22 protein-coding genes are annotated in these 24,285 nt (G+C 73.0%); 12 read left to right on the top strand and 10 right to left on the bottom strand.

The features are described from left to right. Positions 1–537: 537 nt before the first annotated feature. Positions 538–1,197, bottom strand: a complete 660-nt coding sequence (locus Sdi02f_RS07110; protein ID WP_030401609.1) for an FMN reductase — start codon at positions 1,195–1,197, stop codon at positions 538–540. Further along, positions 1,194–2,306, bottom strand: a complete 1,113-nt coding sequence (locus Sdi02f_RS07105) for an LLM class flavin-dependent oxidoreductase (protein WP_030401608.1) — start codon at positions 2,304–2,306, stop codon at positions 1,194–1,196. Before Sdi02f_RS07105 ends, Sdi02f_RS07110 begins: the two co-directional genes overlap by 4 nt. A gap of 117 nt (positions 2,307–2,423) precedes the next feature. Here Sdi02f_RS07105 and Sdi02f_RS07100 point away from each other — a divergent pair, with 117 nt between their 5' ends. Next, positions 2,424–2,762, top strand: a complete 339-nt coding sequence (locus Sdi02f_RS07100; protein ID WP_030401607.1) for a YnfA family protein — start codon at positions 2,424–2,426, stop codon at positions 2,760–2,762. 55 nt (positions 2,763–2,817) lie between these two features. Continuing rightward, positions 2,818–3,597, top strand: coding sequence for an SDR family NAD(P)-dependent oxidoreductase (locus Sdi02f_RS07095; RefSeq protein ID WP_030401606.1), 780 nt, complete (start codon positions 2,818–2,820; stop codon positions 3,595–3,597). Positions 3,598–3,621: 24 nt separating this feature from the next. Here Sdi02f_RS07095 and Sdi02f_RS07090 read toward each other — a convergent pair whose 3' ends face one another. Beyond that, complete coding sequence (locus Sdi02f_RS07090) at positions 3,622–4,815, bottom strand: RtcB family protein (RefSeq protein ID WP_030401605.1); 1,194 nt, start codon at positions 4,813–4,815, stop codon at positions 3,622–3,624. Positions 4,816–5,021: 206 nt separating this feature from the next. Between Sdi02f_RS07090 and Sdi02f_RS07085 the strand changes: the two genes are divergently transcribed. The 3 genes from Sdi02f_RS07085 (at position 5,022) to Sdi02f_RS07075 (ending at position 8,280) form a co-directional block, all read left to right on the top strand. Further along, on the top strand, positions 5,022–5,897 hold the full coding sequence (locus Sdi02f_RS07085; RefSeq protein WP_108932955.1) for a hypothetical protein: 876 nt from the start codon (positions 5,022–5,024) through the stop codon (positions 5,895–5,897). Positions 5,898–6,029: 132 nt separating this feature from the next. After that, positions 6,030–6,881, top strand: a complete 852-nt coding sequence (locus Sdi02f_RS07080; protein WP_031086807.1) for a DUF3558 family protein — start codon at positions 6,030–6,032, stop codon at positions 6,879–6,881. Between the two features lie 88 nt (positions 6,882–6,969). After that, positions 6,970–8,280, top strand: coding sequence for a DUF2637 domain-containing protein (locus Sdi02f_RS07075; RefSeq protein ID WP_031086809.1), 1,311 nt, complete (start codon positions 6,970–6,972; stop codon positions 8,278–8,280). A 69-nt stretch (positions 8,281–8,349) separates the two neighbouring features. Here the strand turns inward: Sdi02f_RS07075 and lysS are convergent, their stop codons facing one another. Next, positions 8,350–10,095, bottom strand: coding sequence for a lysine--tRNA ligase (gene lysS, locus Sdi02f_RS07070; RefSeq protein ID WP_031086811.1), 1,746 nt, complete (start codon positions 10,093–10,095; stop codon positions 8,350–8,352). Between the two features lie 172 nt (positions 10,096–10,267). Here lysS and argS point away from each other — a divergent pair, with 172 nt between their 5' ends. Further along, complete coding sequence (gene argS, locus Sdi02f_RS07065) at positions 10,268–12,028, top strand: arginine--tRNA ligase (protein WP_030401600.1); 1,761 nt, start codon at positions 10,268–10,270, stop codon at positions 12,026–12,028. 84 nt (positions 12,029–12,112) lie between these two features. On the opposite strand, the gene Sdi02f_RS07060 is transcribed toward argS, so the two are convergent. After that, complete coding sequence (locus Sdi02f_RS07060; protein ID WP_372503597.1) at positions 12,113–12,538, bottom strand: peptidoglycan-binding domain-containing protein; 426 nt, start codon at positions 12,536–12,538, stop codon at positions 12,113–12,115. 311 nt (positions 12,539–12,849) lie between these two features. Here Sdi02f_RS07060 and Sdi02f_RS07055 point away from each other — a divergent pair, with 311 nt between their 5' ends. Further along, positions 12,850–13,689: a peptidoglycan-binding protein gene (locus tag Sdi02f_RS07055; protein ID WP_037799368.1), complete on the top strand. Its 840-nt coding sequence runs from the start codon at positions 12,850–12,852 to the stop codon at positions 13,687–13,689. Continuing rightward, complete coding sequence (locus Sdi02f_RS07050; RefSeq protein ID WP_030401597.1) at positions 13,686–14,591, top strand: helix-turn-helix domain-containing protein; 906 nt, start codon at positions 13,686–13,688, stop codon at positions 14,589–14,591. Before Sdi02f_RS07055 ends, Sdi02f_RS07050 begins: the two co-directional genes overlap by 4 nt. Before the next feature lie 19 nt (positions 14,592–14,610). Here the strand turns inward: Sdi02f_RS07050 and Sdi02f_RS07045 are convergent, their stop codons facing one another. The 3 genes from Sdi02f_RS07045 to Sdi02f_RS07035 form a co-directional block, all read right to left on the bottom strand. Further along, on the bottom strand, positions 14,611–15,456 hold the full coding sequence (locus Sdi02f_RS07045; RefSeq protein WP_030401596.1) for an arylamine N-acetyltransferase family protein: 846 nt from the start codon (positions 15,454–15,456) through the stop codon (positions 14,611–14,613). Positions 15,457–15,529: 73 nt separating this feature from the next. Beyond that, positions 15,530–16,780 (bottom strand): aminotransferase-like domain-containing protein, encoded by a 1,251-nt coding sequence (locus Sdi02f_RS07040; RefSeq protein WP_108932954.1) that lies wholly within the window; start codon positions 16,778–16,780, stop codon positions 15,530–15,532. Between the two features lie 126 nt (positions 16,781–16,906). Then, a complete protein-coding gene (locus Sdi02f_RS07035; RefSeq protein WP_108932953.1) occupies positions 16,907–18,310 on the bottom strand; it encodes an XRE family transcriptional regulator in 1,404 nt (467 codons plus the stop codon). Between the two features lie 212 nt (positions 18,311–18,522). Between Sdi02f_RS07035 and Sdi02f_RS07030 the strand changes: the two genes are divergently transcribed. Then, positions 18,523–19,269, top strand: coding sequence for a DUF4232 domain-containing protein (locus Sdi02f_RS07030; RefSeq protein ID WP_108932952.1), 747 nt, complete (start codon positions 18,523–18,525; stop codon positions 19,267–19,269). Between the two features lie 49 nt (positions 19,270–19,318). On the opposite strand, the gene hemB is transcribed toward Sdi02f_RS07030, so the two are convergent. Next, a complete protein-coding gene (gene hemB / locus Sdi02f_RS07025) occupies positions 19,319–20,311 on the bottom strand; it encodes a porphobilinogen synthase (RefSeq protein WP_030401592.1) in 993 nt (330 codons plus the stop codon). Positions 20,312–20,422: 111 nt separating this feature from the next. Here hemB and Sdi02f_RS07020 point away from each other — a divergent pair, with 111 nt between their 5' ends. Further along, positions 20,423–20,833, top strand: a complete 411-nt coding sequence (locus Sdi02f_RS07020) for an SRPBCC family protein (protein ID WP_031086830.1) — start codon at positions 20,423–20,425, stop codon at positions 20,831–20,833. Between the two features lie 23 nt (positions 20,834–20,856). Here the strand turns inward: Sdi02f_RS07020 and Sdi02f_RS07015 are convergent, their stop codons facing one another. Next, entirely contained in the window at positions 20,857–21,570 is a 714-nt protein-coding gene (locus Sdi02f_RS07015) for a TetR/AcrR family transcriptional regulator (protein ID WP_053639116.1), read from the bottom strand. Positions 21,571–21,662: 92 nt separating this feature from the next. Between Sdi02f_RS07015 and Sdi02f_RS07010 the strand changes: the two genes are divergently transcribed. Both Sdi02f_RS07010 and Sdi02f_RS07005 read left to right on the top strand, forming a co-directional pair. Next, on the top strand, positions 21,663–23,156 hold the full coding sequence (locus Sdi02f_RS07010) for an APC family permease (RefSeq protein WP_030401589.1): 1,494 nt from the start codon (positions 21,663–21,665) through the stop codon (positions 23,154–23,156). Next, complete coding sequence (locus tag Sdi02f_RS07005; protein WP_053664572.1) at positions 23,156–24,256, top strand: zinc-binding dehydrogenase; 1,101 nt, start codon at positions 23,156–23,158, stop codon at positions 24,254–24,256. The genes Sdi02f_RS07010 and Sdi02f_RS07005 overlap by 1 nt, the downstream gene beginning before the upstream one ends. Positions 24,257–24,285: the final 29 nt, after the last annotated feature.

The following is a 24,285-nucleotide window of genomic DNA, read 5'->3' as shown; positions in this document are numbered from 1 at the left end:
GCCGGTCGAGCGCGGCCGGCCGCCGCGGCTGTTGGTGTGGTGACGCCCGTGCGGACAGGCGTGGTTCCGGGGGGCGCGGCAGTCCTTCGCCGCGCCCGCGCCGGGGCCCCGGCAGGGGCGGAAAGCGGATGTCAGACGGCGCGGCGGTCCTGTGCCGCGGCACCGGCGACGCGCGGGGCGGAGCCGGGTTCGTCCGGTCGGAGCCGGTGGAGCGGATGGAGCGGACGGACAAAGGGACTGTTCCTCGTCACCGTCGTCGTCATCGTCCGCCCCCTTCCGCAGTGCTCCCCGTGTCCCCATGATGCGTGCAGGTGCCACTGGTGCGCATTGCCGGTTTCCGGAAGTGTTCACCAGGGCTTGAATGCCGGTGAGCCGCCGACCGGGTTCGGACGACCCGGCCGACGGCTCACGGTGCGCTGCGGCGCCACGGCGGTGCGTTGTGCGGTTGTACGGCGGTGCGTCGTGCTGTACGGCGGTGCCTGGGGCGGCGGCGTGTTGCGCGGCGGTACGGCGGCGCGTCGTGCGGCGGTACGGCGCTCAGGGCGCCGGGCTCGGGCCCGGAACGCTCAGCGCGGCCAGCCGCTCCGCGAAGGGCGTGACCTCCTCGAAGGAGTCCCGCTTGGGCAGCGGACGGCCCGCCGGGCGCCCCGCCGTCCCCGCCGGCCCCGCCACCAGCGCGGCCAGCTCGGTCGCGGCCCGCCCGATCCGGGCGTCGAGCCCCTCGGCGCCCCAGTCCTCGGAGGCGGCGTACACGCCGGTGGGCACGACGACGGCCTTCAGGTAGGCGAAGAGCGGCCGCAGCGCGTGGTCCAGCACCAGGGAGTGCCGGGCGGTGCCGCCGGTCGCGGCGATCAGCACCGGCTTCCCGGCGAGGGCGTCCTCGTCGGTGACGCTCAGCGCGTCGAAGAACGACTTGAACAGCCCGCTGTAGGACGCCGAGAACACCGGCGTGACGACGATCAGCCCGTCGGCCGACGCGACCTCGGCGAACGCGTCCGCGAGGGCGGGCGCCGGGAAGCCGTTGGTGAAGGTGTGCGCGATCTCCACGGCGAGGTCGCGCAGCTCGATCACCCGGACGTCGGCCGGGGCGGGCTCGGGCGCGGTGGCGGCCGGGGCGGCGACCGCGGCCAGCCGGTCGCCGAGCAGCCGGGTGGACGACGGGACGCTCAGCCCCGCGGAGACGACGACGAGCTTCATGCGCGCGCTCCTTCCTTCTCCTGGTCCTCACGGCCGGCGTTCTTCGCGGCCAGCAGCGAGGCGTGGGTCGGCGCGTCCGGCACGTTCGCCGGACGGCCCTTGGCGAACTCCTCGCGCAGCACCGGCACGACCTCCTCGCCGAGCAGGTCGAGCTGCTCCAGCACCGTCTTCAGGGGCAGCCCGGCGTGGTCCATCAGGAACAACTGGCGCTGGTAGTCACCGGCGTAGTCGCGGAAGGCGAGCGTCTTCTCGATCACCTGCTGCGGCGAGCCGACGGTGAGCGGCGTCTGCGCGGTGAAGTCCTCCAGCGACGGCCCGTGCCCGTAGACCGGGGCGACGTCGAAGTACGGGCGGAACTCGCGCACCGCGTCCTGGCTGTTCTTCCGCATGAACACCTGGCCGCCGAGGCCGACGATCGCCTGCTCGGGCGTGCCGTGCCCGTAGTGGGCGTACCGGGCCCGGTACAGCTCGACCATGCGCTTGGTGTGGTCGGCGGGCCAGAAGATGTTGTTGTGGAAGAAGCCGTCGCCGTAGTACGCGGCCTGCTCCGCGATCTCCGGGGAACGGATGGAGCCGTGCCACACGAACGGCGCGACGCCGTCCAGCGGGCGCGGGGTGGACGTGAAGCCCTGCAGCGGCGTGCGGAACTTCCCCTCCCAGTTCACGACGTCCTCGCGCCACAGGCGGTGCAGCAGGGCGTAGTTCTCGATCGCCAGGTTGATGCCCTCGCGGATGTCCTTGCCGAACCAGGGGTAGACCGGCCCGGTGTTGCCGCGGCCCATCATCAGGTCCGTCCGGCCGTCGGCCAGGTGCTGGAGCATCGCGAAGTCCTCGGCGATCTTCACCGGGTCGTTCGTGGTGATCAGGGTGGTGGAGGTGGAGAGGAGCAGCCGCTCGGTGCGGGCCGCGATGTAGCCGAGCATGGTCGTCGGCGACGAGGGCACGAAGGGCGGGTTGTGGTGCTCGCCGGTCGCGAAGACGTCGAGCCCGACCTCTTCGGCCTTGAGCGCGATGGCGACCATGGCCTTGATGCGCTCACGCTCGGTCGGCGTACGGCCCGTGGTCGGGTCGGGCGTGACGTCGCCGACGGTGAAGATGCCGAACTGCATGATCGCTCAACCTCCAGGTTGTTTACGTTTCAACTATACCCTGGAACGGAGCGCCCCCCGCCGTTATTCCGCAGGTCCGCCGTCCGGCGCGCACGCGGCGCGTGGGAAGCTGCCCGCATGCTCGTCCTCCGCTCCGCCGCCCTCTTCGTCGTCGCCGCCCTGTTCGAGATCGGCGGCGCCTGGCTGGTGTGGCAGGGGGTGCGCGAGCAGCGCGGCTGGCTGTGGGCGGCGGGCGGGGTCCTCGCCCTCGGCGCCTACGGCTTCGTCGCCACCTTCCAGCCCGACGCCCACTTCGGCCGCATCCTCGCCGCGTACGGGGGGATCTTCGTGGCCGGCTCGATCCTGTGGGGCATGGCCGCCGACGGCTACCGCCCCGACCGCTGGGACGTCACCGGGGCCCTGGTCTGCCTCGCCGGGATGGCCGTGATCATGTGGGCCCCGCGCAACGGCGGCTGACCACCGCGCTGACTACCCTGGGCGGCGACCCGCACCACCGACCGAGGAGCAGCCCATGGCCCCCGCAGCCGCCCCGTCCGCCGCCTCCCGCATCGCCGTCGTCACCGGCGCGAGCAGCGGCATCGGCGCCGCCACGGCCCGGCAGCTCGCCGCGGCCGGTTACCGCGTCGTCCTCACCGCGCGCCGCAAGGACCGCATCGAGGCGCTGACGGAGGAGATCCGGGCGGCCGGCCACCAGGCGACGGCCTACCCCCTGGACGTCACGGACCGCGAGGCGGTCGACGAGTTCGCGACCGCGTTCAAGACCGTCGGCGTCCTGGTCAACAACGCGGGCGGCGCGCTCGGCGCCGACCCGGTGGCCACCGGCGACCCGGACGACTGGCGCCGCATGTACGAGACGAACGTCATCGGCACCCTCAACCTCACCCAGGCCCTGCTCCCCAAGCTGGAGGCGAGCGGCGACGGCACGGTCGTGGTCGTCTCCTCGACCGCGGGCCTGTCCACCTACGAGGGCGGGGCGGGCTACGTCGCCGCCAAGCACGGCGAGCACGTCCTCGCCGAGACCCTCCGCCTGGAGATCGTCGGCCGCCCGGTCCGCGTCGTCGAGATCGCGCCGGGCATGGTCAAGACCGACGAGTTCGCCCTGACCCGCTTCGGCGGCGACCGGGACAAGGCGGCCAAGGTCTACCAGGGCGTCGCCGCCCCGCTGACCGCCGACGACGTCGCCGACACCATCACCTGGGCGGTCACCCGCCCCGCCCACGTCAACATCGACCTCCTGGTCGTCCGCCCCCGCGCCCAGGCGTCGAACACCAAGGTGCACCGGGAGGCGTAGGCCCCGGGACGGGGGCCGGGCCCGTCAGCCCTTCACGCAGACGACCTGCTTCAGCTTCGCCACGACCTCCACGAGGTCGCGCTGCTGGTCGATGACCTGCTCGATCGGCTTGTAGGCGCCTGGGATCTCGTCCACGACACCGGAGTCCTTGCGGCACTCCACGCCCCGGGTCTGCTCCTCCAGGTCCTTGGTGGAGAAGCGGCGCTTGGCGGCGTTCCGGCTCATGCGCCGGCCCGCGCCGTGGGAGGCGGAGTTGAAGGACGCCGCGTTGCCGAGGCCCTTGACGATGTACGAGCCCGTGCCCATGGAGCCGGGGATGATGCCGTACTCGCCGGAGCCGGCCCGGATCGCGCCCTTGCGGGTGACGAGCAGGTCCATCCCCTCGTACCGCTCCTCGGCCACGTAGTTGTGGTGGGCGCTGATCTCCTCCTCGAAGACCGGCCTGGCCTTCTTGAACTCCTTGCGGACCACGTCCTTCAGGAGCGCCATCATGAGGGTGCGGTTGTACCGGGCGTACTCCTGCGCCCAGAACAGGTCGTTGCGGTACGCCGCCATCTGCGGGGTGTCCGCGACGAACACCGCGAGGTCGCGGTCGACCAGGCCCTGGTTGTGCGGGAGCTTCTGGGCGACGCCGATGTGGTGCTCGGCCAGTTCCTTGCCGATGTTGCGGGATCCGGAGTGGAGCATCAGCCATACCGAACCGGTCGTATCCGTACACACTTCGACGAAATGATTGCCGGACCCGAGCGTTCCCATCTGCTTTCCGGCCCGTTCGTGACGGAACTTGACCGCCTCCGCCACCCCGTCGAACCGCCCCCAGAAGTCGTCCCACCCGGCCGTCGCCAGCCCGTGGAAGCGGCCCGGGTCGACCGGGCTGTCGTGCATGCCCCGGCCCACCGGAATCGCCTGCTCGATCTTCGAGCGCAGCCGGGACAGGTCGCCCGGGAGGTCGTTCGCCGTCAGGGACGTCTTCACCGCCGACATGCCGCAGCCGATGTCGACCCCCACCGCCGCCGGGCACACCGCGCCCCGCATCGCGATCACGGAACCGACCGTGGCCCCCTTGCCGTAGTGGACGTCCGGCATGACCGCGAGGCCCTTGATCCACGGCAGGGTCGCGACGTTGCGCAACTGCTGGAGCGCGCCCTCCTCGACCGTCGCCGGGTCGGCCCACATCCGGATCGGCACCTTGGCGCCCGGTATCTCCACGTACGACATAACGTCCTCTTTCCCCCGGAAAACACACAGAAGTCTCAAAGCGCAGAACCGGCGCCGACGTCGGCCAAAGGGACGACCGACCGGCGTTCACGGCAGCGCGTGCGATACACATTGTCTGCAGGCAGCGCCCCCGTGCGGCAAGCGAATAACCAGCGGGGACACTGGAGTCCCGACATCACAGCCACCCCGGCGAGAGGAGCCGCACCGTGCAGCGGAAGGCCTACGTACCCGGCGTCGCCGCCGTCCTCGCGGCGGTGCTGGCCGGCTGCACCGGCGGCTCGGGCGGCGGTGCCACGGCGGACGACTCGAACCCGGGGCAGCCCGGCGTCGCGACCGAGGCGGCCGAGCCCGGCAAGTACCGCACCCTGCCCGAGCCGTGCGACGCGGTCGGCCACAAGATGCTCGACTCCCTCCTGCCCGGCATCGAGGAGATCGCCGACGAGGAGCAGCGCGAGAAGGCGTACGCGGGTGAGCCGACCCTCGCGTACGACACCGACCGCAAGGTGGGCTGCCGCTGGAAGGTGGAGTCGGCCGAGGCCACCGACCACCTCTTCGTCGACTTCGAGCGGGTGGTGTCGTACGACGGCGCCGTGAGCGACGACAGCGAGGCCGAGCAGTTGTTCGCGAAGCAGGTCGAGGCGGCCGACCTGCCCGAACCGGTCGTCTCGGAGTCCGGTTCCGCCGACGGCTCCCCGTCCTCCGGCACCCCCGCCGCCGGCGCGGGCGGCACGCCCTCGTCCGCCTCGTCGTCCGCGTCTTCGTCGTCCCCGTCTTCGTCGTCCTCCTCGTCCTCCTCGTCTTCGTCCTCCTCCCCCTCGCCCTCGGCCTCGTCGACCGCGGAGGTCCAGCCCCGGCTCCTGGACGACCTGGGCGACGAGGCGTTCGTCGACGACGCGCTCAGCAGCTCCGGTTCGACGGCGAAGCGGCGCACCGTGACTGTGGCGTTCCGCACGTCGAACGTCGTGGTGACCGTCGAGTACGCGGAGCAGTCGGCGACGCTCGGCGTCGTGCCGGACAGCGAGGAAATGCAGGACATGGCCCGGAAACTGGCGTCCCGGCTGGCGGATTCCCTCGGCGGCTGAGCCCCGCCGCGGCTCCGGCGCACCCGCGCACGGCGCGCCCGCAGCGGGGCCGGGTGATTTCCCCACCGCGTACGGTGGCCCCTCGGACCCGTTCCGAACGCAGGAACCACGAGTGCCATGAGTGAAGGAACCATGCAGCTACGAGCCCAGCGTGACCAGCGAGACCAGCGAGCGAAGCGAGAGAAGCGACTCACCCGCGTCCTTGTGGGCGCGGCCGCCGTACCCGTGATGCTGGTGGCCGCCGGCTGCTCCTCGGACTCCGGCTCGGGCGACGGCAAGGACAAGGCCGCGGAGGAGTCCGCCGCGGCCACGTCCGCGAGTCCGTCCCCGACGGTGCGGGAGGCGGCGTTCGGCAAGCTTCCCGAGCCGTGCGCGGCCGTGACGAAGAAGACGCTGGACGACCTGGTGCCGAAGGCCGGTTCCGGCAAGGAGGGCTCGTCCAACGACACGGCGGTGCGGGCCAGTTGCTCCTGGGACAGCCTCGACGACAACGGGGTGAAGGGTTCCCAGTTCCGCTGGCTGAGCGTGTCGATGCTGCGGTTCGAGTCGGACGTGACGCGCGGCGAGGGCGACAAGCTGGCGCGTGACCACTACCAGAAGCAGCTCAAGGACGCGCAGGCCGCCGAGGGCGCGAAGGACCTCAAGACGACGCCGGTGAGCGGCACGGGCGACGAGGCGTCGGTGGTGCGCTACGACCTGAAGAAGAAGGAAGGCACCTTCAAGCAGCAGACGGTCGTGGCGCGCGTCGAGAACGTCGTCGTCACCCTCGACTACAACGGCGCGGGCCTGGCGGGCGACAAGACCCCGGACGCCGACGACCTGGCGAAGGACGCGCAGAAGGCCGCCAAGGAGGCGGTGGCCGCGGTGAGGAAGGCCAACGCCCCGGCGCAGGGCGGCACGTCGAGCGGCAGTCCGTCGGCCCCCACGTCCCCCTCCGACGCGGCCTCCCAGTCGGCCACGGCGTCCCCGGCGAAGTCGGGCTGACGGCCTCTTAGACCCTCCGGCCACCCGTTCCCCGTACACATGTGCCACTCTGTTGCGCGCAACAACACGCACTGGGAGGGGAGTACGGGTGGCCGCGCCACTTCCGCTGACACGGGCGCATCGCGTTCTCATCGGCATGGTCGTCTTCGGTGCCGTCGTCATCGCCGGGATCGGGTTCGCGGGGTCGTACGCGGCGGTGCGGGAGCTGGCCCTGCAGAAGGGCTTCGGCAACTTCAGCTACGTCTTCCCGATCGGCATCGACGCGGGCATCTGCGTGCTGCTGGCGCTGGACCTGCTGCTGACCTGGATCCGCATCCCGTTCCCGTTGCTGCGGCAGACGGCGTGGCTGCTGACGGCCGCGACGATCGCGTTCAACGGCGCCGCCGCCTGGCCGGATCCGCTGGGCGTGGGCATGCACGGCGTGATCCCGATCCTGTTCGTGGTGTCGGTGGAGGCCGCCCGGCACGCGATCGGCCGGATCGCCGACATCACCGCCGACAAGCACATGGAGGGCGTCCGCCTCACCCGCTGGCTGCTGTCGCCGGTGCCGACGTTCCTGCTGTGGCGGCGCATGAAGCTGTGGGAGCTGCGCTCCTACGAGCAGGTGATCAAGCTGGAGCAGGAGCGGCTGGTCTACCAGGCCCGGCTGCGTTCCCGCTTCGGCCGCGCCTGGCGGCGCAAGGCGCCCGTGGAGTCCCTGATGCCCCTGCGGCTGGCCCGCTACGGCGTCCCGCTGGCCGAGACCGCCCCCTCCGGCCTGGCGGCCGCGGGCATCGAACCGGCCCTGCTCCCGCCGGCGCCCGAGCCGGAGACGGCCGCGGTGGGCCGGGCCGACGCCGGTGCGGCTCCCGCCCTGCGGAAGGAGGCGCCCGCCGGGGAGCAGCGCCTGGAGCTGGAGGCCCAGCGGCGTGCCGGGCAGCGGCAGGCCCCCGAGGAGGAGCCCGAGCCCGAGCCCGAGCAGAGCCCCTGGTTCAACACCCGCCAGGTCGCCTACCAGGGCGGTTACGACCCCACCTACGACCCGGCCGAGCAGTACGCGCAGTGGTACGAGGAGCAGCGGCAGGCCGACCAGTACCGGGACCAGTACGAGGAGGAGCCGCCGCTCCAGGAGCCCTCGCCGGAGGAGACGGGCAGCTTCCCCATACCGGTCGTGCCGGGCCGCACCCGTGAGCTGGGCGAGGGCGGCGGGCCCGCGCAGCAGCCGCAGGGCCCGGACGAGGACGCGTACTACCAGGTCTTCAAGCAGTCGATCAACGGCAGCTATCCCACGCCGCGCGAGTTCGGCGACAACGTGGAGGCGACCTACGGCACGCCGCTGGCCGACCACGAGGCCAAGCGACTGGTCACCCAGTTCACCAACCGCCACAGCGCGGAGCTGGAGGAGGACCACATCGCCTGACGGCGGTACGGCGAAGGGGGCGCCCGGCGAACACCGGGCGCCCCCTTCCGCGTACCTCGTGCCGCCGCCCTACTCCCCGAGCAGGGTCCGCACCCGGTCCTGGCCCACCGCGAGGAGCAGCGTGGGCAGGCGCGGGCCGGTGTCGCGGCCGACGAGCAGGTGGTAGAGGAGGGCGAAGAACGTCCGCTGGGCGGTCTTGATCTCCGGCGGCAGTTCCTTGGGCGTGGCGTCGGCGGGGAAGCCCGCCTGGACCTTGGGGACGCCGTAGACGTGGTGGGTGAGGCCGTCCAGGGACCAGTGGTCGGCCAGCCCGTCGAGCAGCAGCCGCAGCGACTGCCGGCTCGGCTCGTCGAGGGACTTCAGCAGCTCGGCGTCGGGCTCCTGGCGGACGATGGTGCGCTGGTCGGCGGGGACGTGGGTGTTGATCCACGCCTCGGCCTTGTCGTAGCGCGGCCGGGCCTCGTCCAGCGACGCGATCGGGTTCGCCGGGTCCAGCTCGCCGAGGATGCGCAGCGCCTGGTCCTCGTGGCCGGCGGTGATGTCGGCCACGGAGGCCAGCGTGCGGTACGGCAGCGGCCTGGGCGTCGCCGGCAGCTCACCGGCGGCGGTGCGGACGGCGCGCGAGTGGGCGGCGACGTCGGCGGGCAGGGCGCTGCCGTCGGCGACCTTGGCGTCGAGGCGGTCCCACTCGTCGTACAGCCGCTGGATCTCCTGGTCGAAGGCGATCTTGAAGGACTGGTTGGGGCGGCGGCGGGCGTACAGCCAGCGCAGGAGCTGCGGCTCCATGATCTGCAGCGCGTCGGCCGGGGTGGGCACCCCGCCCTTGGACGAGGACATCTTGGCCATGCCGCTGATGCCGACGAAGGCGTACATCGGCCCGATCGGCTGCTTGCCGCCGAAGATGCCGACGATCTGCCCGCCGACCTGGAACGAGGAGCCGGGCGAGGAGTGGTCCACGCCGCTGGGCTCGAAGACGACGCCCTCGTAGGCCCAGCGCATGGGCCAGTCGACCTTCCAGACCAGCTTGCCGCGGTTGAACTCGCTCAGCCGCACGGTCTCGGAGAAGCCGCAGTCGGTGCAGGCGTACGTCAGCTCGGTGGAGTCGTCGTCGTACGCGGTGACCGTGGTCAGGTCCTTCTCGCAGTTGCCGCAGTACGGCTTGTACGGGAAGTACCCGGCGGAGCCGGAGCTGCCGTCGTCCTCGGCGGCGGCACCGGAGCCCTCGGCGGCCTCCAGCTCGGCCTCGTCGACGGGCTTCTGCGACTTCTTGCCGGCGGTCTTCGGCTTGGTCCGGTACTGGGCGAGGATCGCGTCGATGTCCCGCCGGTGCTTCATGGCGTGCAGGATCTGCTCGCGGTAGACGCCGGAGGTGTACTGCGCGGTCTGGCTGATCCCGTCGAACTCCACGCCCAGCTCGGCGAGGGAGGCGGTCATCGCGGCCTTGAAGTGCTCCGCCCAGTTCGGGTGCGGGGAGCCCTTGGGGGCCGGGACCGAGGTCAGGGGCTTGCCGATGTGCTCGGCCCAGCTCTCGTCCACCCCGGGGACACCGGCCGGGACCTTGCGGTAGCGGTCGTAGTCGTCCCAGGAGATCAGGTGCCGCACCGTGTACCCGCGGCGGCGGATCTCGTCGGCGACCAGGTGCGGGGTCATGACCTCGCGCAGGTTGCCCAGGTGGATGGGGCCGGAGGGGGAGAGTCCGGACGCGACGACGACCGCTGGTTTGCCCGGGGCACGACGCTCCGACTCGGCGATGACCTCGTCCGCGAAACGGGAGACCCAGTCGGTGGTCTCTGTGCTCTGAGCCACGATCGGCACGTCCTCTTCCCTGAAACTTCTCTGGAACTGTTCCGGAGACAGCCGCGCGGTCGCACGGCTGTCCGCTCCATTCTCCCAGCCCGGCCCGCATCCGCGAAAACCGCTTTTCACCGCATGGGATACTCGGTTTCTGTACTCCTTCCACGAACCCGAGCAGAACGGCAGCCACTCCATGGCCTCGGTCACGTCCCTCACCGACTCCGTCCAGCAGCAGCTCGCGTCCGCCCTCACGGCCACCCGGCCGGAGGCCGCCGGCGCCGACCCGCTGCTGCGACGCAGCGACCGGGCGGACTACCAGGCCAACGGAATCCTCGCCCTGGCCAAGAAGGCGAAGGCCAATCCGCGGGAGCTGGCGGCCGAGGTCGTCGCGCGGATCACCACCGGTGACGAGCTGATCAAGGACGTCGAGGTCTCCGGGCCGGGCTTCCTCAACATCACCGTCGCCGACCGGGCGATCACCGCGAACCTCGCCGCGCGCCTCGCGGACGGCGAGCGCCTGGGCGTGCCGCTGAAGCAGGACGCGGGCACCACGGTCGTCGACTACGCCCAGCCGAACGTGGCGAAGGAGATGCACGTCGGCCACCTGCGGTCCGCGGTGATCGGCGACGCCCTGCGCGGCATGCTCGACTTCACGGGCGAGAAGACGATCGGCCGGCACCACATCGGCGACTGGGGCACCCAGTTCGGCATGCTCATCCAGTACCTCTTCGAGCACCCCGGCGAGCTGGCCCCGGCCGAGGACGTCGACGGCGAGCAGGCCATGTCGAACCTGAACCGGGTGTACAAGGCCTCCCGCGCCCTCTTCGACTCGGACGAGGAGTTCAAGGAGCGGGCCCGCAAGCGGGTCGTCGCCCTGCAGTCCGGCGACAAGGAGACGCTGGAGCTGTGGCAGCACTTCGTGGACGAGTCGAAGGTCTACTTCTACTCGGTCTTCGAGAAGCTGGACATGGAGATCCGCGACGAGGAGATCGTCGGCGAGTCCGCGTACAACGACGGCATGCCGGAGACCGCCCGCCTCCTGGAGGAGATGGGGGTCGCGGTGCGCTCCGAGGGCGCGCTCGTGGTGTTCTTCGACGAGATCCGCGGCAAGGACGACCAGCCGGTCCCGCTGATCGTGCAGAAGGCGGACGGCGGCTTCGGCTACGCGGCCTCCGACCTGACCGCGATCCGCAACCGCGTCCAGGACCTGCACGCCACCACGCTGCTGTACGTCGTCGACGTGCGCCAGTCCCTGCACTTCAAGATGGTCTTCGAGACCGCCCGCCGGGCCGGCTGGCTCGGTGACGAGGTCACCGCGCACAACATGGCCTACGGCACGGTGCTCGGCGCCGACGGCAAGCCCTTCAAGACGCGCGCGGGCGCCTCCGTACGCCTCGAGGACCTGCTGGACGAGGCCGTGCAGCGGGCCGCCGAGGTCGTGCGGGAGAAGGCGCGGGACCTGACCGAGGACGAGATCCGGGAGCGGGCCGCGCAGGTCGGCATCGGGGCCGTGAAGTACGCGGACCTGTCGACGTCGCCCAACCGCGACTACAAGTTCGACCTGGACCAGATGGTCTCGCTCAACGGCGACACCAGCGTGTACCTCCAGTACGCCTACGCCCGGATCCAGTCCATCCTCCGCAAGTCCGGCGAGGTCCGCCCCGCCGCCCACCCGGAGCTGGAGCTGCACGAGGCGGAGCGCGCGCTGGGCCTGCACCTGGACGCGTTCGGGGACACGGTCTTCGAGGCGGCCGCGGAGTACGCCCCGCACAAGCTGGCCGCGTACCTGTACCAGTTGGCGTCGCTGTACACGGCGTTCTACGACAAGTGCCCGGTCCTGAAGGCCGAGACGCCGGCGCAGGTGGAGAACCGCCTGTTCCTGTGCGACGTCACGGCCCGCACCCTGCACCGGGGCATGGCCCTGCTGGGCATCCGGACGCCCGAGCGGCTCTGAGCACCGCCGCGCCACGGCACGCGGCCCGTCCTCTCCCCCGTGGGAGGACGGGCCGCGCCCGGTGGTGCGGTGCCGGGGTCCGGCTCAGCAGGTCTCGTTGAACTCCCAGAACGCCGCCTTGGTCTGCGGCCCGGCGATCCCGTCGGCCGTGCCGGCGTTGTAGCCGTGGGCGTTCAGGTAGCGCTGCAGTCCCCGGATCGTCTTGGGGCCGACGATTCCGTCGATCTCGTCCTTGGGGTAGAACCCCTCGGACGCGAACAGGCGCTGCCCCGCCTTCCAGCTGTTGGTGCCCAGCAGCCCGTCGGACGAGCCGGGGTTGTAGCCCATGAACTTCAGGTAGCACTGCCAGTTCTTGGCGTGCCGGGTGTCCAGCCCCAGGTTGTTCACGGCGAGCACGGACACCGCCCCGGCGCTCACCGTCTGCTGCCGGGCCGGCGCGGGCGCGGCCGTCGCGGTGGCCGCCACCGCCAGTGAGCCGACGGCGATCCCGGCCGCGGTGCTCACACTCACGAGTGCCCTGGTCAAAGCGCGCATGGTTTCCCTCCGATGCGTTCGCGGTGCTGTCGACGACGATCCTGCGGCCTGGGCGGCACGCCTGGCGACGGTTGCCGCCCACCTGACGTGCACGCGGGACGTCCCGCCCTCCGACCTGCGGGGATGCCGCGCGGGGAGACGGCACGGCGGGACGCCCCGGGGTGCGGACGGTGGCCGATTCCGTACGAACAGGAGAACCATGGCCGGGTGGGTGCCGTGCCGCTGATGCAGAATGAGGCCCGGGGAACGGGACCTTGACCGGCGAACCCGGACGCGAGTGGGGGAACATGTCGCGTTGGAAAGAGCTGCCCGCCGAACTCGACCCGCGCGTGGCCCGGTTGGTCGTGCGATTACGGGGGCTGAAGGACCACGGCGGACTGAGCATGCGGCAACTGGCCGCGAAGACGGGGTACAGCGCCAAGTCGTGGGAGCGCTATCTCGGCGGGCGGTCGCTGCCGCCCCGGGACGCCGTCGAGGCGATGGCGCGGATCACCGGTGAGGACCCGACCCGGCTGCTCGCCCTGCACGAGGTCGCGGCCGCGCACTGGGCGCGGACCCGAGGCGGCGTCGGCGACCGGCCGGGGGCGGCGGCGACCGGGGCGGACGGCGCGGGGGGAGCGACGGACGGCGCCGCGCCCGTGCCGCCCCGTGGCGGGGAGCCCGAGGGGCGTCTCCCGCGCTTCGCCGTGACGGCGGGTGCGGCGGTCCTGGTCCTGGCCCTTGCCGCCGCCGTCCTGCTGGCCGTGCGGTTCACCGGCACCTCCGGCTCCGACGACGACGGCAGGGCGGTCGGTGCGACGACGGCGGGCCCGGCCCGGGTCACCGCGTCGGCGTCCGGCTCGCCGGCCGCGTACACCTGCCGGATGGAGGAGACCGACGGCCGCTGGTACGCGGGCAACAGCCGCACCGGGGAGGCCATCGTGGCCTACGGCGAGGCCGGTCCCGAGGTGGCCGAGGTGCAGTGCCTGCTGCAGCGGGCGGGGCTGTCCCCGGGGGAGATCGACGGCATCTTCGGCCCGTTGACGCAGCGCGCGGTCAAGCGCGTCCAGAAGCGCAACGGACTCGTCGTGGACGGCATCGTCGGTCCGCACACCTGGAGGGCGCTGCGGGGGAAGGCGCCGACGTGACGCCGGAACGCGAGCGGCTGACCACGGCACTGCGGGAGTTGCGCACCCGTACGGGCCTGAGCCTGGCGGCGCTCGCGGAGCGCACCCCGTACAGCAAGTCGTCCTGGGAGCGCTACCTCAACGGCAAGGCCGTGCCGCCGCGCCGGGCCGTGCGGGACCTGTGCCGGCTCGCCCGGGAACCGGAGGGGCGGCTGCTGGCCCTGTGGGAGATCGCGGAGGCGGAGTGGAGCAACCGTGCGGCGCGGGCCGCCCCGCCCCGCACGGAACCGGCACCCGCGGAACCGGAACCGCCAGGACCCGCATCCGCGCCGGCGGCACCGCCGCCGGAACCGGGGCCGCCCCAACGGCCTCCCGGGCTCCCGGCCCGGCCGCCCCTGCGCCACGGGCGCCTGGTGACGGTGCTCGCCTCGGTGTGCGCCCTCGCCGCCGGCAGCGCCCTCTCGGCGTTCCTGCTGCTGCCGCACCGGCAGGGCGACCGGAAGGCCCAGGCGTCGCCCTCCGCCGCACCGGCCGCGCCCGGCCCCCGCTGCCGGGGCGCCGCCTGCGAGGGCCAGGACCCGATGCAGATGTACTGCGGAGCCGGCCCCGACACCCTCACCACCGAGCGCACCACCACGGGGGCCCGGGTGGAGGTGCGCTACAGCCCCGGGTGCGAGGCCGGCTGGGCCCGGATGTGGGGGACGCGGGTCGGGGACCGGCTGGAGATGACGGCGGGCGGCCCGACCCGGCGGGCGCAGACCGAGGACGAGGTCGACACGGAGTCCTACGTCTACACGGTCATGACCGCGGCCCGGCCCGGGGCCGTCGTCCGGGCCTGCTTCCGGTCGGCGTCGGCCCACGCCGAGCGGGAGTGCGTCGACGCCCGCGTGCACGGCGCCGCCCGGTCGTCCCCGCCCCGGTAGCGGCGAGCCCCCGGCGGCGTCAGTCCCCGAGCAGCGTCAGCCCCTCGGGGGCGTCGATGCCGAACTCCTCCGCCAGCACCCGGCGGGCCTCCGCCTCGTCGGACAGCTTCCGCTCGGTGACCGTGCCGTCGGCGGTGTGCGTCACGGTGAGCCGGTCGCCGTCCAGGAGCAGGTGGGCGTCCGGGGCGAGGCGCTGGACGTAGGGGCGGCGGGAGAAGGGGGAACGCGGGTTCGTGGCGACGTGCCAGTTGATCACCTCGTAGTCGGCCGGCTCGAACGGCTCCACGGTGAACGCGTACTGCGCCTGCCAGCCGTCCGCGGCGTACGCCTGCAGCACCCATGTCTCCAAGGGGCCCCGCTGCGGCGCGTGCACCAGCCGGTGCCGGCGTCCGGCGTCGTGGAACTCGGTGTCCGCGACCAGCGGCACCGGTGCCAGCAGCGAGCCGAGGGCGCCGAAGCCGACGTCGACCAGGTACGGCCGCGGGTCGCCGGGCAGTTCGGCGAGCAGCGCCATGTGCGTGCGCGGCCGGTCCTCGAAGCGGTCGGCGCCGAGGACGACCCGTGCGGTCAGCCGGGTCACCCGGACGCCGAGCGCCTCCAGGGCCGCCGCGAACAGCGTGTTGTGCTCGTAGCAGTACCCGCCGCGCCGGCGGCCGTGGACCAGCTTCGCCGTCAGGTCGGCCAGGTCGAGGGAGGGGGCACGGCCGCCCAGGGCGTCGAGGTTCTCGAAGGGGACGGCCCGCAGGTGGGCGAGCTGCACGCCGCCCAGCGTGGCCGCGTCGGGCCGGCGGGCGCCCTCCCAGCCGATGCGTTCCAGGTAGGCGTCCAGGGAGAAGGGAGCCGTCGTCCGTGTGCTGTCAGCCATGCCCTCACCGTACGTGCGGCACCGACGCCCGCGCCCTCGTCCGTTGGACCTGCCCCGGGCTCCGGCGCGGGTCCTAGGCCCTCGGGCGCACCGCCTGTCCCAGCCCCTCCGCCAGCCTCCGCAGCCCCTCCGCGATCTCGTCCGGGGTCTGCGTCACGTAGCAGAGCCGCAGCGTGGCGCGGTCGGGCTCGTCGGCGTGGAAGGGCGCGCCGGGGACGTAGGCGACGTCGTGCCGGACGACGTCGGGGAGCAGGGCGGTGGTGTCGTAGCCGTCCGGCAGCCGGACCCACAGGAACATGCCGCCCTCGGGGCGGGTCCACCGCGACCCCTGCGGCAGCGCGTCCGCGAGGCCCGCGAGCATGGCGTCCCGGCGGGTGCCGTAGGCGGCGGCGACGCGGGCGACGTGGGTGTCCAGGTCCCGGTCGGCGAGGTAGCGGGCGGCGGCGAGCTGGTTGACGGTCGGGGTGTGCAGGTCGGCGGCCTGCTTGGCGACCGCGCACGCCCGGAGCAGCGCGGCGGGCGCCCGCAGCCAGCCCAGGCGCAGGCCGGGCGCCATGACCTTGGAGAAGGAGCCCAGCAGCACGGTCCGGTCCCGGGCGCCCTCGTAGGAGGCGATCCACGGCACCCGTTCGCCCTCGAAGCGCAGCTCGCCGTACGGATCGTCCTCGACGATCCACAGCCCGCACCGCCCGGCGACCTCGGCGACGGCGGCACGGCGGGCGGCGGGCATGGTGCGGCCGGTGGGGTTGGAGAAGGTGGGGACCGTGTAGAGCAGCCTGGGGCGTTCGCGCACCACCAGCTCCTCCAGGGCCCCGGGGTCGATCCCGTCCTCGTCCCCGGGCACGGCCACCACGCGCGCACCCGCGAACCCGAAGGCCTGGAGCGCGGCCAGATAGCACGGACGTTCGACGAGGACCGTGTCGCCGGGTTCGAGCAGGGCGGTGGCCAGCAGCGACAGGGCCTGCTGCGAACCGGTCGTGACGAGGACGTCGTCGGCGTCGGTGGCCAGCCCGCGCTCCGAGGTGCGGGCGGCGAGCGCGGCCCGCAGGGTGGGCTCGCCCTCGGTGGTGGAGTACTGGAGGGCCCGCGCGGGCTCCTCCGCGAGCACGTCACGGTACGCGGCGGCGATGCCCTCGGCGTCGAACAGCTCGGGGGCCGGCAGCCCGCCCGCGAAGTTGATCACCTCGGGGCGGGCGGTGACGGCGAGGATGTCCCGTACGGGCGAACCGCCGACCGAGCGGACCCGCGCGGCGAGGGACGGCGGCGGAGCGGGCACGGCGGCGGACCCGGCGGGGGCGGCGGGCGCGGTCTCAGTCACGGTCATGCGCGCAGCGTAAAGAAGTACGTGCCGCCTACACACGGCTTTCCGCGATCCGGACACCCGTGCGAGGCGCGGTGGTGCCGTACGCGGGGACGGCCGCGCGGACCGCGGGCGCCCCCCCCGCTCGGCTCAGCCGCCCTCGACCAGCTCCCAGCCGTGGCCGCCGAGGGGGTACGCGTAGTAGGAGTCGTCCCGGGAGGCGCTGGTGCGGAAGGGCTTTCCGTGGTCGTCGACGCGGGTCGTGCCGTGCCGGCCGCCGCTGGTCCACTCCAGCTCCAGGTACCAGCTCACGTCGTGTCCGCTGGTGTGCGCGTTGACGTAGAACACCTCGGGGTCGGACTCGCTGACGCTGTAGGGGAAGTCGCGCTGTCCGCCGATCGGCGTCGCCGGCGGGGTGCCCAGGTCGAGCGACACGTCGAAGGCCTTGGTGTCCACCTGGCCGCCGCAGCCGTTGCCCATCACGTACTGGTTCCAGTCCAGCGGCTGCCCGCTGCTGACCACCCGGACGTGCAGGTCGTTCAGGACGACCGTCTCCGGGCCGGTGCCCTGCACGGTGAGGACGGCCATCTGCCGGTTCGCGGAGACCGCCTTGAGCGGGACGGCCCATCCCACGGCGCCCTGCAGCGGGGGCGGCTCCGGCACGTTCTTGGGGCTGCGGTCGACCAGGAAGGCGTGGTCGCAGGGGAGGTCCCAGTAGTACGGGGTGGTCGACACGGTGAGCGGCGGCCCGTCGGCGGGTGCCTTGCGGCCCGGCGTGGCGGTGCCCGGACGCGACGGTGCCGTGGAGGGGGTCCCGGACGGGGACGACGCGGTCGCGGACGGGGAGGCCGTGGCGGACCGGGAGGCGCTCGCGCTCGGTGAGGGCGACCCGGTGGCGGTGCCGGACACCCGCGTGGAGGTCTGCGCGACGGCCCCGGCGGGACCGCGCCCGCCGTCGTCGTCCGGGCTGGAGACGAGGTTGGCCACGAGCGCCACGGCGGCACTGACGGCGACGACCCCGGACGCGGCGTAGAGCGCGGCGCGCGGGACCCGGCGGCGGGGCGGGGCGGGGGTGTCGAGGACGGGCGGCGCCTCCTGGGCCGACGGGGCGTCCGGCGCCGACGGAATCTCCGGTGCCGACGGAGTCCGCGGTGCGGGGGCTGCGGCCGGAGCCGGATGTGCCGACGGTACCCGCGGGGCGCCCTCCGCGACCGCACCGTCGGCACCGTCCGCGCCCCCGGACTCCCCGGAGCCCCCGTCACCCCGGGCGCCCTCGGCACCGGCGCCGCCGCCTTCCGGCCCGCCCTTCTTCACTCCCCGCAGCGCGTCCGCGCGGATCCAGCGGCGGTGCAGTTCGAGCAGTTCCTCGGGCGTCGCCCGGCACACGCGGGCGAGGCGTTCGACGGGGGCGAACTCGACCGGGACCACCTCCCCGCTGACGTACCGGTGCAGGGTCGAGCCGCTCATGTGCAGCCGCTTGCCGAGTGCCCCGTAACTGAGCCCGGACCGCTCCTTCAGCTCCCGAAGCAGTCCCGCGAAGTCGTCCCCCGCCACCGTTCCTCCCTCTTCTCGCATCCCCGTACCGCGTCCCAGAAGGACACCGTTCCCGCAGGTCAGGGCGTTCCTGGCGTCCCATCGTCCCGCATGTTCCCCCCGTGCTGGCGGCCGGGACGAGCACGACCGCAAGCTGTGGTCATCAAAGCAGCCGCTCCCGGTGAACGGTCGAGCGGCTCGCCCCAACTCCCCTTTTCCGAAGGAGAACTTCCATGTCCGCACGCCGCCTCACCCGTACCCGCCTGTTCGCCGCGACCACGGTCGCGCTGGCCGCGCTCTCCCTGACGGCCTGCGAGGGCGACGCACTCACGGGCAGCCCGTCCCCCGAGTCCTCCTCCTCCGCGTCGGCGGACGGGAACGACAGCCGGCCGGCGGGCGGCGCAAAGGGCGACGCCCATCAGACGGGCGACACGGGAGCCACGGGTGACACGGGCGACACGGGGAAGACCGGCTCCACGGGCTCCGGGTCGAACGGCTCCGCCGGGAAGCAGGGCAACGCGTCGGGCTCGGACTCCGGCTCCGGCAAGGGCTCCGGCGGCTCCGACGCGGCCCTCCCCGGCAAGTGCTCCGCGAGCGACGTCCGCATCACCGCGGCCAAGGCCCCCCGCCCGATCAACCACCTGCTGCTGACCGCCACGAACACCGGCTCGAAGACGTGTGCGCTGCCGCAGTACCCGGCGGCACGCTTCGGCGAGGCCCAGGCGGTGCCGCCGGTCGCGGAGTCCAGCAAGCCGCAGTCGCTGACGACGCTGGCCCCCGGCGAGTCGGGGTACGCGGGCGTGCGCCTGTCGTCCGGCGACGGCAGCGGCGAGAACGGCTACACGACGACCGCCCTCACCGTCCCCTTCGAGGACGGCTCCATCGCCCGGGTCACGCTGCCCTCGGGCGGCGTGTACGTGGACACCGCGCTGATGGTCACCTACTGGCAGACCGACGTGTCCAACGCCCTCGAGTACTGAAGGGGTCCGCGCACCCGGACCCCCTGCACGAAGGGCCGGCACAGGTCGCTCAGCGCAGCGTGCGGGCGACCTCGGTCGCCCAGTACGTCAGGATGTTGCGCGCGCCCGCCCGCTTGATCCCGGTGAGGCTCTCCAGGACGGCCCGGTCGCGGTCGATCCAGCCCTTCTCGGCGGCGGCCTCGATCATCGAGTACTCGCCGGAGATCTGGTAGGCGGCGACGGGCACGTCGCTGGCCTCGGCGACCTTGGCGAGGATGTCGAGGTAGGGCCCGGCCGGCTTGACCATCACCATGTCGGCGCCCTCCTCCAGATCCAGCGCCAGCTCCCGCAGCGACTCGCGCACGTTGGCGGCGTCCTGCTGGTAGGTCTTCCGGTCGCCCTTGAGCGACGAGCCGACGGCCTCGCGGAAGGGCCCGTAGAAGGCGGAGGCGTACTTGGCGGTGTACGCGAGGATCGCGACGTCCTCCCGCCCGATCTGGTCGAGGGCATCACGGACGACACCGATCTGCCCGTCCATCATCCCGCTGGGCCCCACGACATGGGCGCCCGCGTCGGCCTGGACCTGCGCCATCTCGGCGTACCGCTCCAGGGTGGCGTCGTTGTCGACCCGCCCCTGGTCGTCGAGGACCCCGCAGTGCCCGTGGTCGGTGAACTCGTCGAGGCAGAGGTCGGACATGACGAGCAGCTCGTCCCCGACCTCGGCCCGTACGTCGCGCAGCGCGACCTGGAGGATCCCGTCGGGGTCGGTACCGGCCGTCCCGAGGGCGTCCTTGTTCCCCTCCTCCGGCACCCCGAAGAGCATGATCCCGGAGATCCCGGCCTCCACCGCCTCCGCGGCGGCCTTCTTCAGCGTGTCCCGGGTGTGCTGCACGACGCCGGGCATGGCCGCGATCGGCACCGGCTCGCTCACGCCCTCCCGGACGAAGGCGGGGAGGATGAAGTCGGCGGGGTGCAGCCGGGTCTCGGCGACCATCCGACGCATCACGGGGGTGGTCCTCAGCCGCCGGGGCCGGGTGCCGGGAAAGGATCCGTACGTCGTCATACCACCTACGCTACGCCCGCCCCGCCCGTGCCTTTGCCGACGGGGAGTCGGCCCGGCGACTGTCCGATCCGTTCAAGAGAACGGTGCCGACGGCCCGCTACCGTCGCCGCCATGAACAGCACCGGCAGCGACTCCCGCCACCTGAGCATCCGCATCGACCGCGGCGTGGACGACGTCTACGCCTACGCCTCGGACCCGGCCAACCTGCCCGCGTGGGCCCACGGCCTCGGCGCCACCGTCGAGAGGATCGGGGGCGAGTGGATCGCGGACTCCTCCCCCCTCGGCCGGGTCAAGGTCGCCTTCGTCCCCCGCAACGACCTCGGCGTCCTCGACCACGACGTCACGCTCCCCTCCGGCGAGACCGTCCACAACCCGGTCCGCGTCATCGCCGACGGCACGGCGAGCGAGGTCGTCTTCACGCTCCGCCGGCAACCGGGCACGGCCGACGCGGACTTCGAACGCGACGCGGCCATGGTCACCGCCGACCTGACCCGGCTGAAGGAGGTGCTGGAGTCCGCGTAGGGCACCGCGGGGGCTCCCGGCCGTCACCCGGCGGCCGCCTCCAGCGCCCCCGCCGGCAGCCCCAGTTCCGTCTCCGCGACAGCGCGGGCCACACCGGTCAGCGGGCCGGCCCGGTGCCCCTCGCTGGTGTTGATGTACGCGCTGGTGCCGTCGATGGCGACGAGGATGCGCACGGCCGCCGCCCAGGGGTCGCCGCAGCGGAAGTCCGCCGTTTCCACCCCGGCCGCGACGACCCGCTCGATGCGCCGGCACCACAGCAGTTCCTGCTCCACCACGTGCTCGCGGAGCACCGGGCGGTACCGGGAGAGGTGCCGCGCGTTCAGCCACAGCCGGCTGACGTCGTCGAAGTCGTCGCTGGAGATGAGGCCGAAGAAGCGCCGCAGGGCGCCCAGCGGACCACGCGCGGCGCCCCCGCCCGGGTCCTCCGCGCCGTCCTGCGCGCCGTCCTCCGCGCCGTCCTGCGCGCCGGTCGTCCCGGGCCGCGCGGGCCACTCGGGGAGCAACCCGTCCAGCTCCGTCATCGTGGCGCTCGTGAAGGCCTCGGCCACGAGTTTGTCGGCCGCCGGGAAGTAGTGGCCGACCAGGCCGGACTGGACGCCCAGTTCCTCGGCGACCCGGCGCAGCGTGATGCATTCCAGCCCTTCCGTGAGCCCGATCCGCGCCGCGGTGGTGACGATCTCGTGGCGGCGCTCGACCGGCGTTTTGCGCACGCGTTTTCCCGGACCCCTTGACGTCATGGGGGGAATGTTATTGAGTGTGCGACCAATTAAGCAATTGGTCAGGCGACCAATAGCGCCGCTCCGGCACGCACCACGGTCAGGGGACGCACGTGAACGACACTCGCACCGATGCCGGTGACCTCGCCGACTACGGCTACCAGCAGGAACTGAAGCGCACCCTGTCCGCCTGGGCGGTGTTCGCGATCGGCTTCGCGACCATCTCACCGGTCGTCGGGATCTACGCCGTCGTCCAGCTCGGCTTCGTCTTCGCCGGCCCCGCGTGGATCTGGGCGGTCGTCGTGGCCTTCCTCGGCCAGCTCCTGGTGGCCACCGTCTACGCCGAACTGTCCTCCCAGTTCCCGATGACGGGCGGCGTCTACCAGTGGGTGCGCCGGCTGGGCGGTCCCCGGCTCGGCTGGCTGGTCGGCTGGCTCTACCTGGCCTCCGCCGTCGCCTCCCTGACCACCGTGGCCTACCTGGGGGCGAGCTGGCTGCACATGCTCGTGGCCGACGGCACCCCCTCGCCGCTGACCCACGTCCTGCTCGGCGTGGTCTTCGTCGCCGTGGCGCTCGGCATCAACCTGCTCGGCGTCAACCCGGTGAAGCACTTCCTCAACGCGGGCATCATCGCCGAGGGCCTCGCCTCCATCGCGGTCAGCCTGATCCTCCTGCTGTTCGTCCGCAACAACGGCTTCGGCATCCTCTTCGAGACCCTCGGAGCGGGCCGGGCCTCCGGCGGGTCGGTCCTGGCGGGCTTTTTGACCTGCCTGGCCGTGGCGGGCTGGGCCTTCCTGGGCTTCGACGCGACCACGCAGGTCGCGGAGGAGACCGAGCAGCCGCGCCGCAGCGTGCCGCGGGCCCTGCTGCGCGCCTACCTGTTCGTCGCCTTCACCGTGCTGCTCACCGGCCTCGCGGTGACGCTGGCGCTCGGCCGCCCCCGCGACGCCGTGGCGGGGGCGATCGCCGACCCCGTCTTCACCGCCGTGACCGACGGACTGGGCGGGTGGAGCGAGAAGCCGTTCATCGTCGTCGTCCTGATCGCGTTCCTGGCGTGCGCCATCTCGATCCAGACGTACATCGGCCGCGCCGTCTTCGCCTTCGCCCGCGACCGGCAACTGCCCTTCTCCGCGACCCTGGCCACCGTCGGCCCCCGCCAGATCCCGTACGTCTCCCTCATCGCGACCGCCGTGCTGGCCGTCCTCGGGCTCCTGCTGGGGCTGAACGGCAACGCCGCCGCGACCCTGATCTCGTTCGGCTCGGGCGGCTTCTACTTCATCTTCCTCACCGTCGCCCTCGTGGCGCTCGCCGCCCGCCTGAGCGGCCGGTGGAACCCGGCGGCCGGGCAGGTGCGACTGGGCCGGCTCGGCCTGGCCGTCAACGTGCTCGCCGTCCTCTGGCTGCTCTTCGAAGCGGTCAACATCGCCTGGCCGCGTGCCGAACTGGCACCGGCCGACGGCGGCTGGGTCCAGACGTGGGCCGTGATCCTCGTCTTCTCCGTGCTCTTCGTCGTCGGCGCCGCCTACGTCGTCCTCGCCAGGCCCCACACCCGGCTCCCGCACCACACCGGCCCCCGGCCGAACCCCGAAGAGGTGAACGCGTCCTGATGTCGTCGCAACTCTCCCCCGCCGTCGTCTTCGAGCCCGGCTCGGGCCTGCGCACCCGTGAGGTGGCGCTGCGCCCCGCCGGACCGGGCGAGGTCGAGATCGACGTCCGCGCGGCCGGCGTGTGCCACTCGGACCTCCACATCGTGACCGGCGACTGGCCCACCGACCGTCCCCTCGTCCTCGGCCACGAAGCGGCCGGCGTCGTCACCGGCACGGGCCCCGGGGTCACCGCCCTGAGCCCCGGCGACCACGTCGTCCTCTCCTGGTTCGCCCCGTGCCGGCGCTGCCGCAAGTGCGTGGCCGGACAGGCGTGGCTGTGCACCGGCACCAAGGCCGTCGCCAACACCCTGCCCGACGGAAGCACCCCCTTCTCCGACGCCCGGGGCGAGCCGGTCTGGCCCTACCTCGGGCTGGGCGCCTTCACCGACCGGCTGGTCGTCCCCGAGACGGCGGCGGTCAAGGTGCCGGCCGAGCTGCCGTTCGGCATCGGCGCGCTGCTCGGCTGCTCGATCACCACCGGAGTCGGCGCGGTCATGAACACCGCGGGGGTCCGCCCCGGCGAGTCCGCGGTCGTCGTCGGCACGGGCGGCGTGGGCCTGAGCGTCGTCATGGGCCTGCGCCTGGTGGGCGCCGATCCCGTCGTCGCCGTCGACCTCTCCCCCGAACGCCTCGCCGTGGCCCGGCGCTTCGGCGCCACCCACACCCTGGACGGCGCGGAGACCGACGTGGCCGCCTGGTGCCAGGAGCACCTCGGCGGCGTCGACCACGCCTTCGAGGCGATCGGCAGCCCGCGGGTCATCGAGACCCTCCCCGCCATGCTCGCCCCGGGCGGGGCCGCCGTACTCGTCGGCATGGCGGCCACCGGCGCGACCGGCTCCTTCAACCTGTTCGACCTCGCCGACCAGGGCAAACGCATACTCGGCTGCAACTACGGCTCCAGCGTCGGGGAGATCGACATCCCGAAGCTCGCCCGCCTCCACCTGGCCGGCCGGCTCCCGCTGGACGACCTGATCGGCAAGGTCCGCCCCCTCACGGAGGCGGCCGAGGCCTTCGACGACCTCAGGGCCAACACCGGCGTCCGCACCATCCTGGAGCCCTGACCCACGCCGTCCGCCCTCCCCCACCCCAC

The sequence above is a fragment of the Streptomyces ardesiacus genome (genome assembly GCF_003112575.1).
In the GTDB taxonomy this organism is placed as follows: Bacteria; Actinomycetota; Actinomycetes; order Streptomycetales; family Streptomycetaceae; genus Streptomyces; species Streptomyces ardesiacus.
Note: the sequence above shows the minus strand (reverse complement) of the source record. Positions and strands in the feature narration are given on the sequence as shown.

Bases quoted from the DNA above. Each gene is read 5' to 3' on its own strand.
- Sdi02f_RS07110 (WP_030401609.1), bottom strand. From the start codon at position 1,197: ATGAAGCTCGTCGTCGTCTCCGCGGGGCTGAGCGTCCCGTCGTCCACC.
- Sdi02f_RS07105 (WP_030401608.1), bottom strand. From the start codon at position 2,306: ATGCAGTTCGGCATCTTCACCGTCGGCGACGTCACGCCCGACCCGACC.
- Sdi02f_RS07100 (WP_030401607.1), top strand. From the start codon at position 2,424: ATGCTCGTCCTCCGCTCCGCCGCCCTCTTCGTCGTCGCCGCCCTGTTC.
- Sdi02f_RS07095 (WP_030401606.1), top strand. From the start codon at position 2,818: ATGGCCCCCGCAGCCGCCCCGTCCGCCGCCTCCCGCATCGCCGTCGTC.
- Sdi02f_RS07090 (WP_030401605.1), bottom strand. From the start codon at position 4,815: ATGTCGTACGTGGAGATACCGGGCGCCAAGGTGCCGATCCGGATGTGG.
- Sdi02f_RS07080 (WP_031086807.1), top strand. From the start codon at position 6,030: ATGCAGCTACGAGCCCAGCGTGACCAGCGAGACCAGCGAGCGAAGCGA.
- argS (WP_030401600.1), top strand. From the start codon at position 10,268: ATGGCCTCGGTCACGTCCCTCACCGACTCCGTCCAGCAGCAGCTCGCG.
- Sdi02f_RS07055 (WP_037799368.1), top strand. From the start codon at position 12,850: ATGTCGCGTTGGAAAGAGCTGCCCGCCGAACTCGACCCGCGCGTGGCC.
- Sdi02f_RS07045 (WP_030401596.1), bottom strand. From the start codon at position 15,456: ATGGCTGACAGCACACGGACGACGGCTCCCTTCTCCCTGGACGCCTAC.
- Sdi02f_RS07040 (WP_108932954.1), bottom strand. From the start codon at position 16,780: ATGACCGTGACTGAGACCGCGCCCGCCGCCCCCGCCGGGTCCGCCGCC.
- Sdi02f_RS07030 (WP_108932952.1), top strand. From the start codon at position 18,523: ATGTCCGCACGCCGCCTCACCCGTACCCGCCTGTTCGCCGCGACCACG.
- hemB (WP_030401592.1), bottom strand. From the start codon at position 20,311: ATGACGACGTACGGATCCTTTCCCGGCACCCGGCCCCGGCGGCTGAGG.
- Sdi02f_RS07020 (WP_031086830.1), top strand. From the start codon at position 20,423: ATGAACAGCACCGGCAGCGACTCCCGCCACCTGAGCATCCGCATCGAC.
- Sdi02f_RS07015 (WP_053639116.1), bottom strand. From the start codon at position 21,570: ATGACGTCAAGGGGTCCGGGAAAACGCGTGCGCAAAACGCCGGTCGAG.
- Sdi02f_RS07005 (WP_053664572.1), top strand. From the start codon at position 23,156: ATGTCGTCGCAACTCTCCCCCGCCGTCGTCTTCGAGCCCGGCTCGGGC.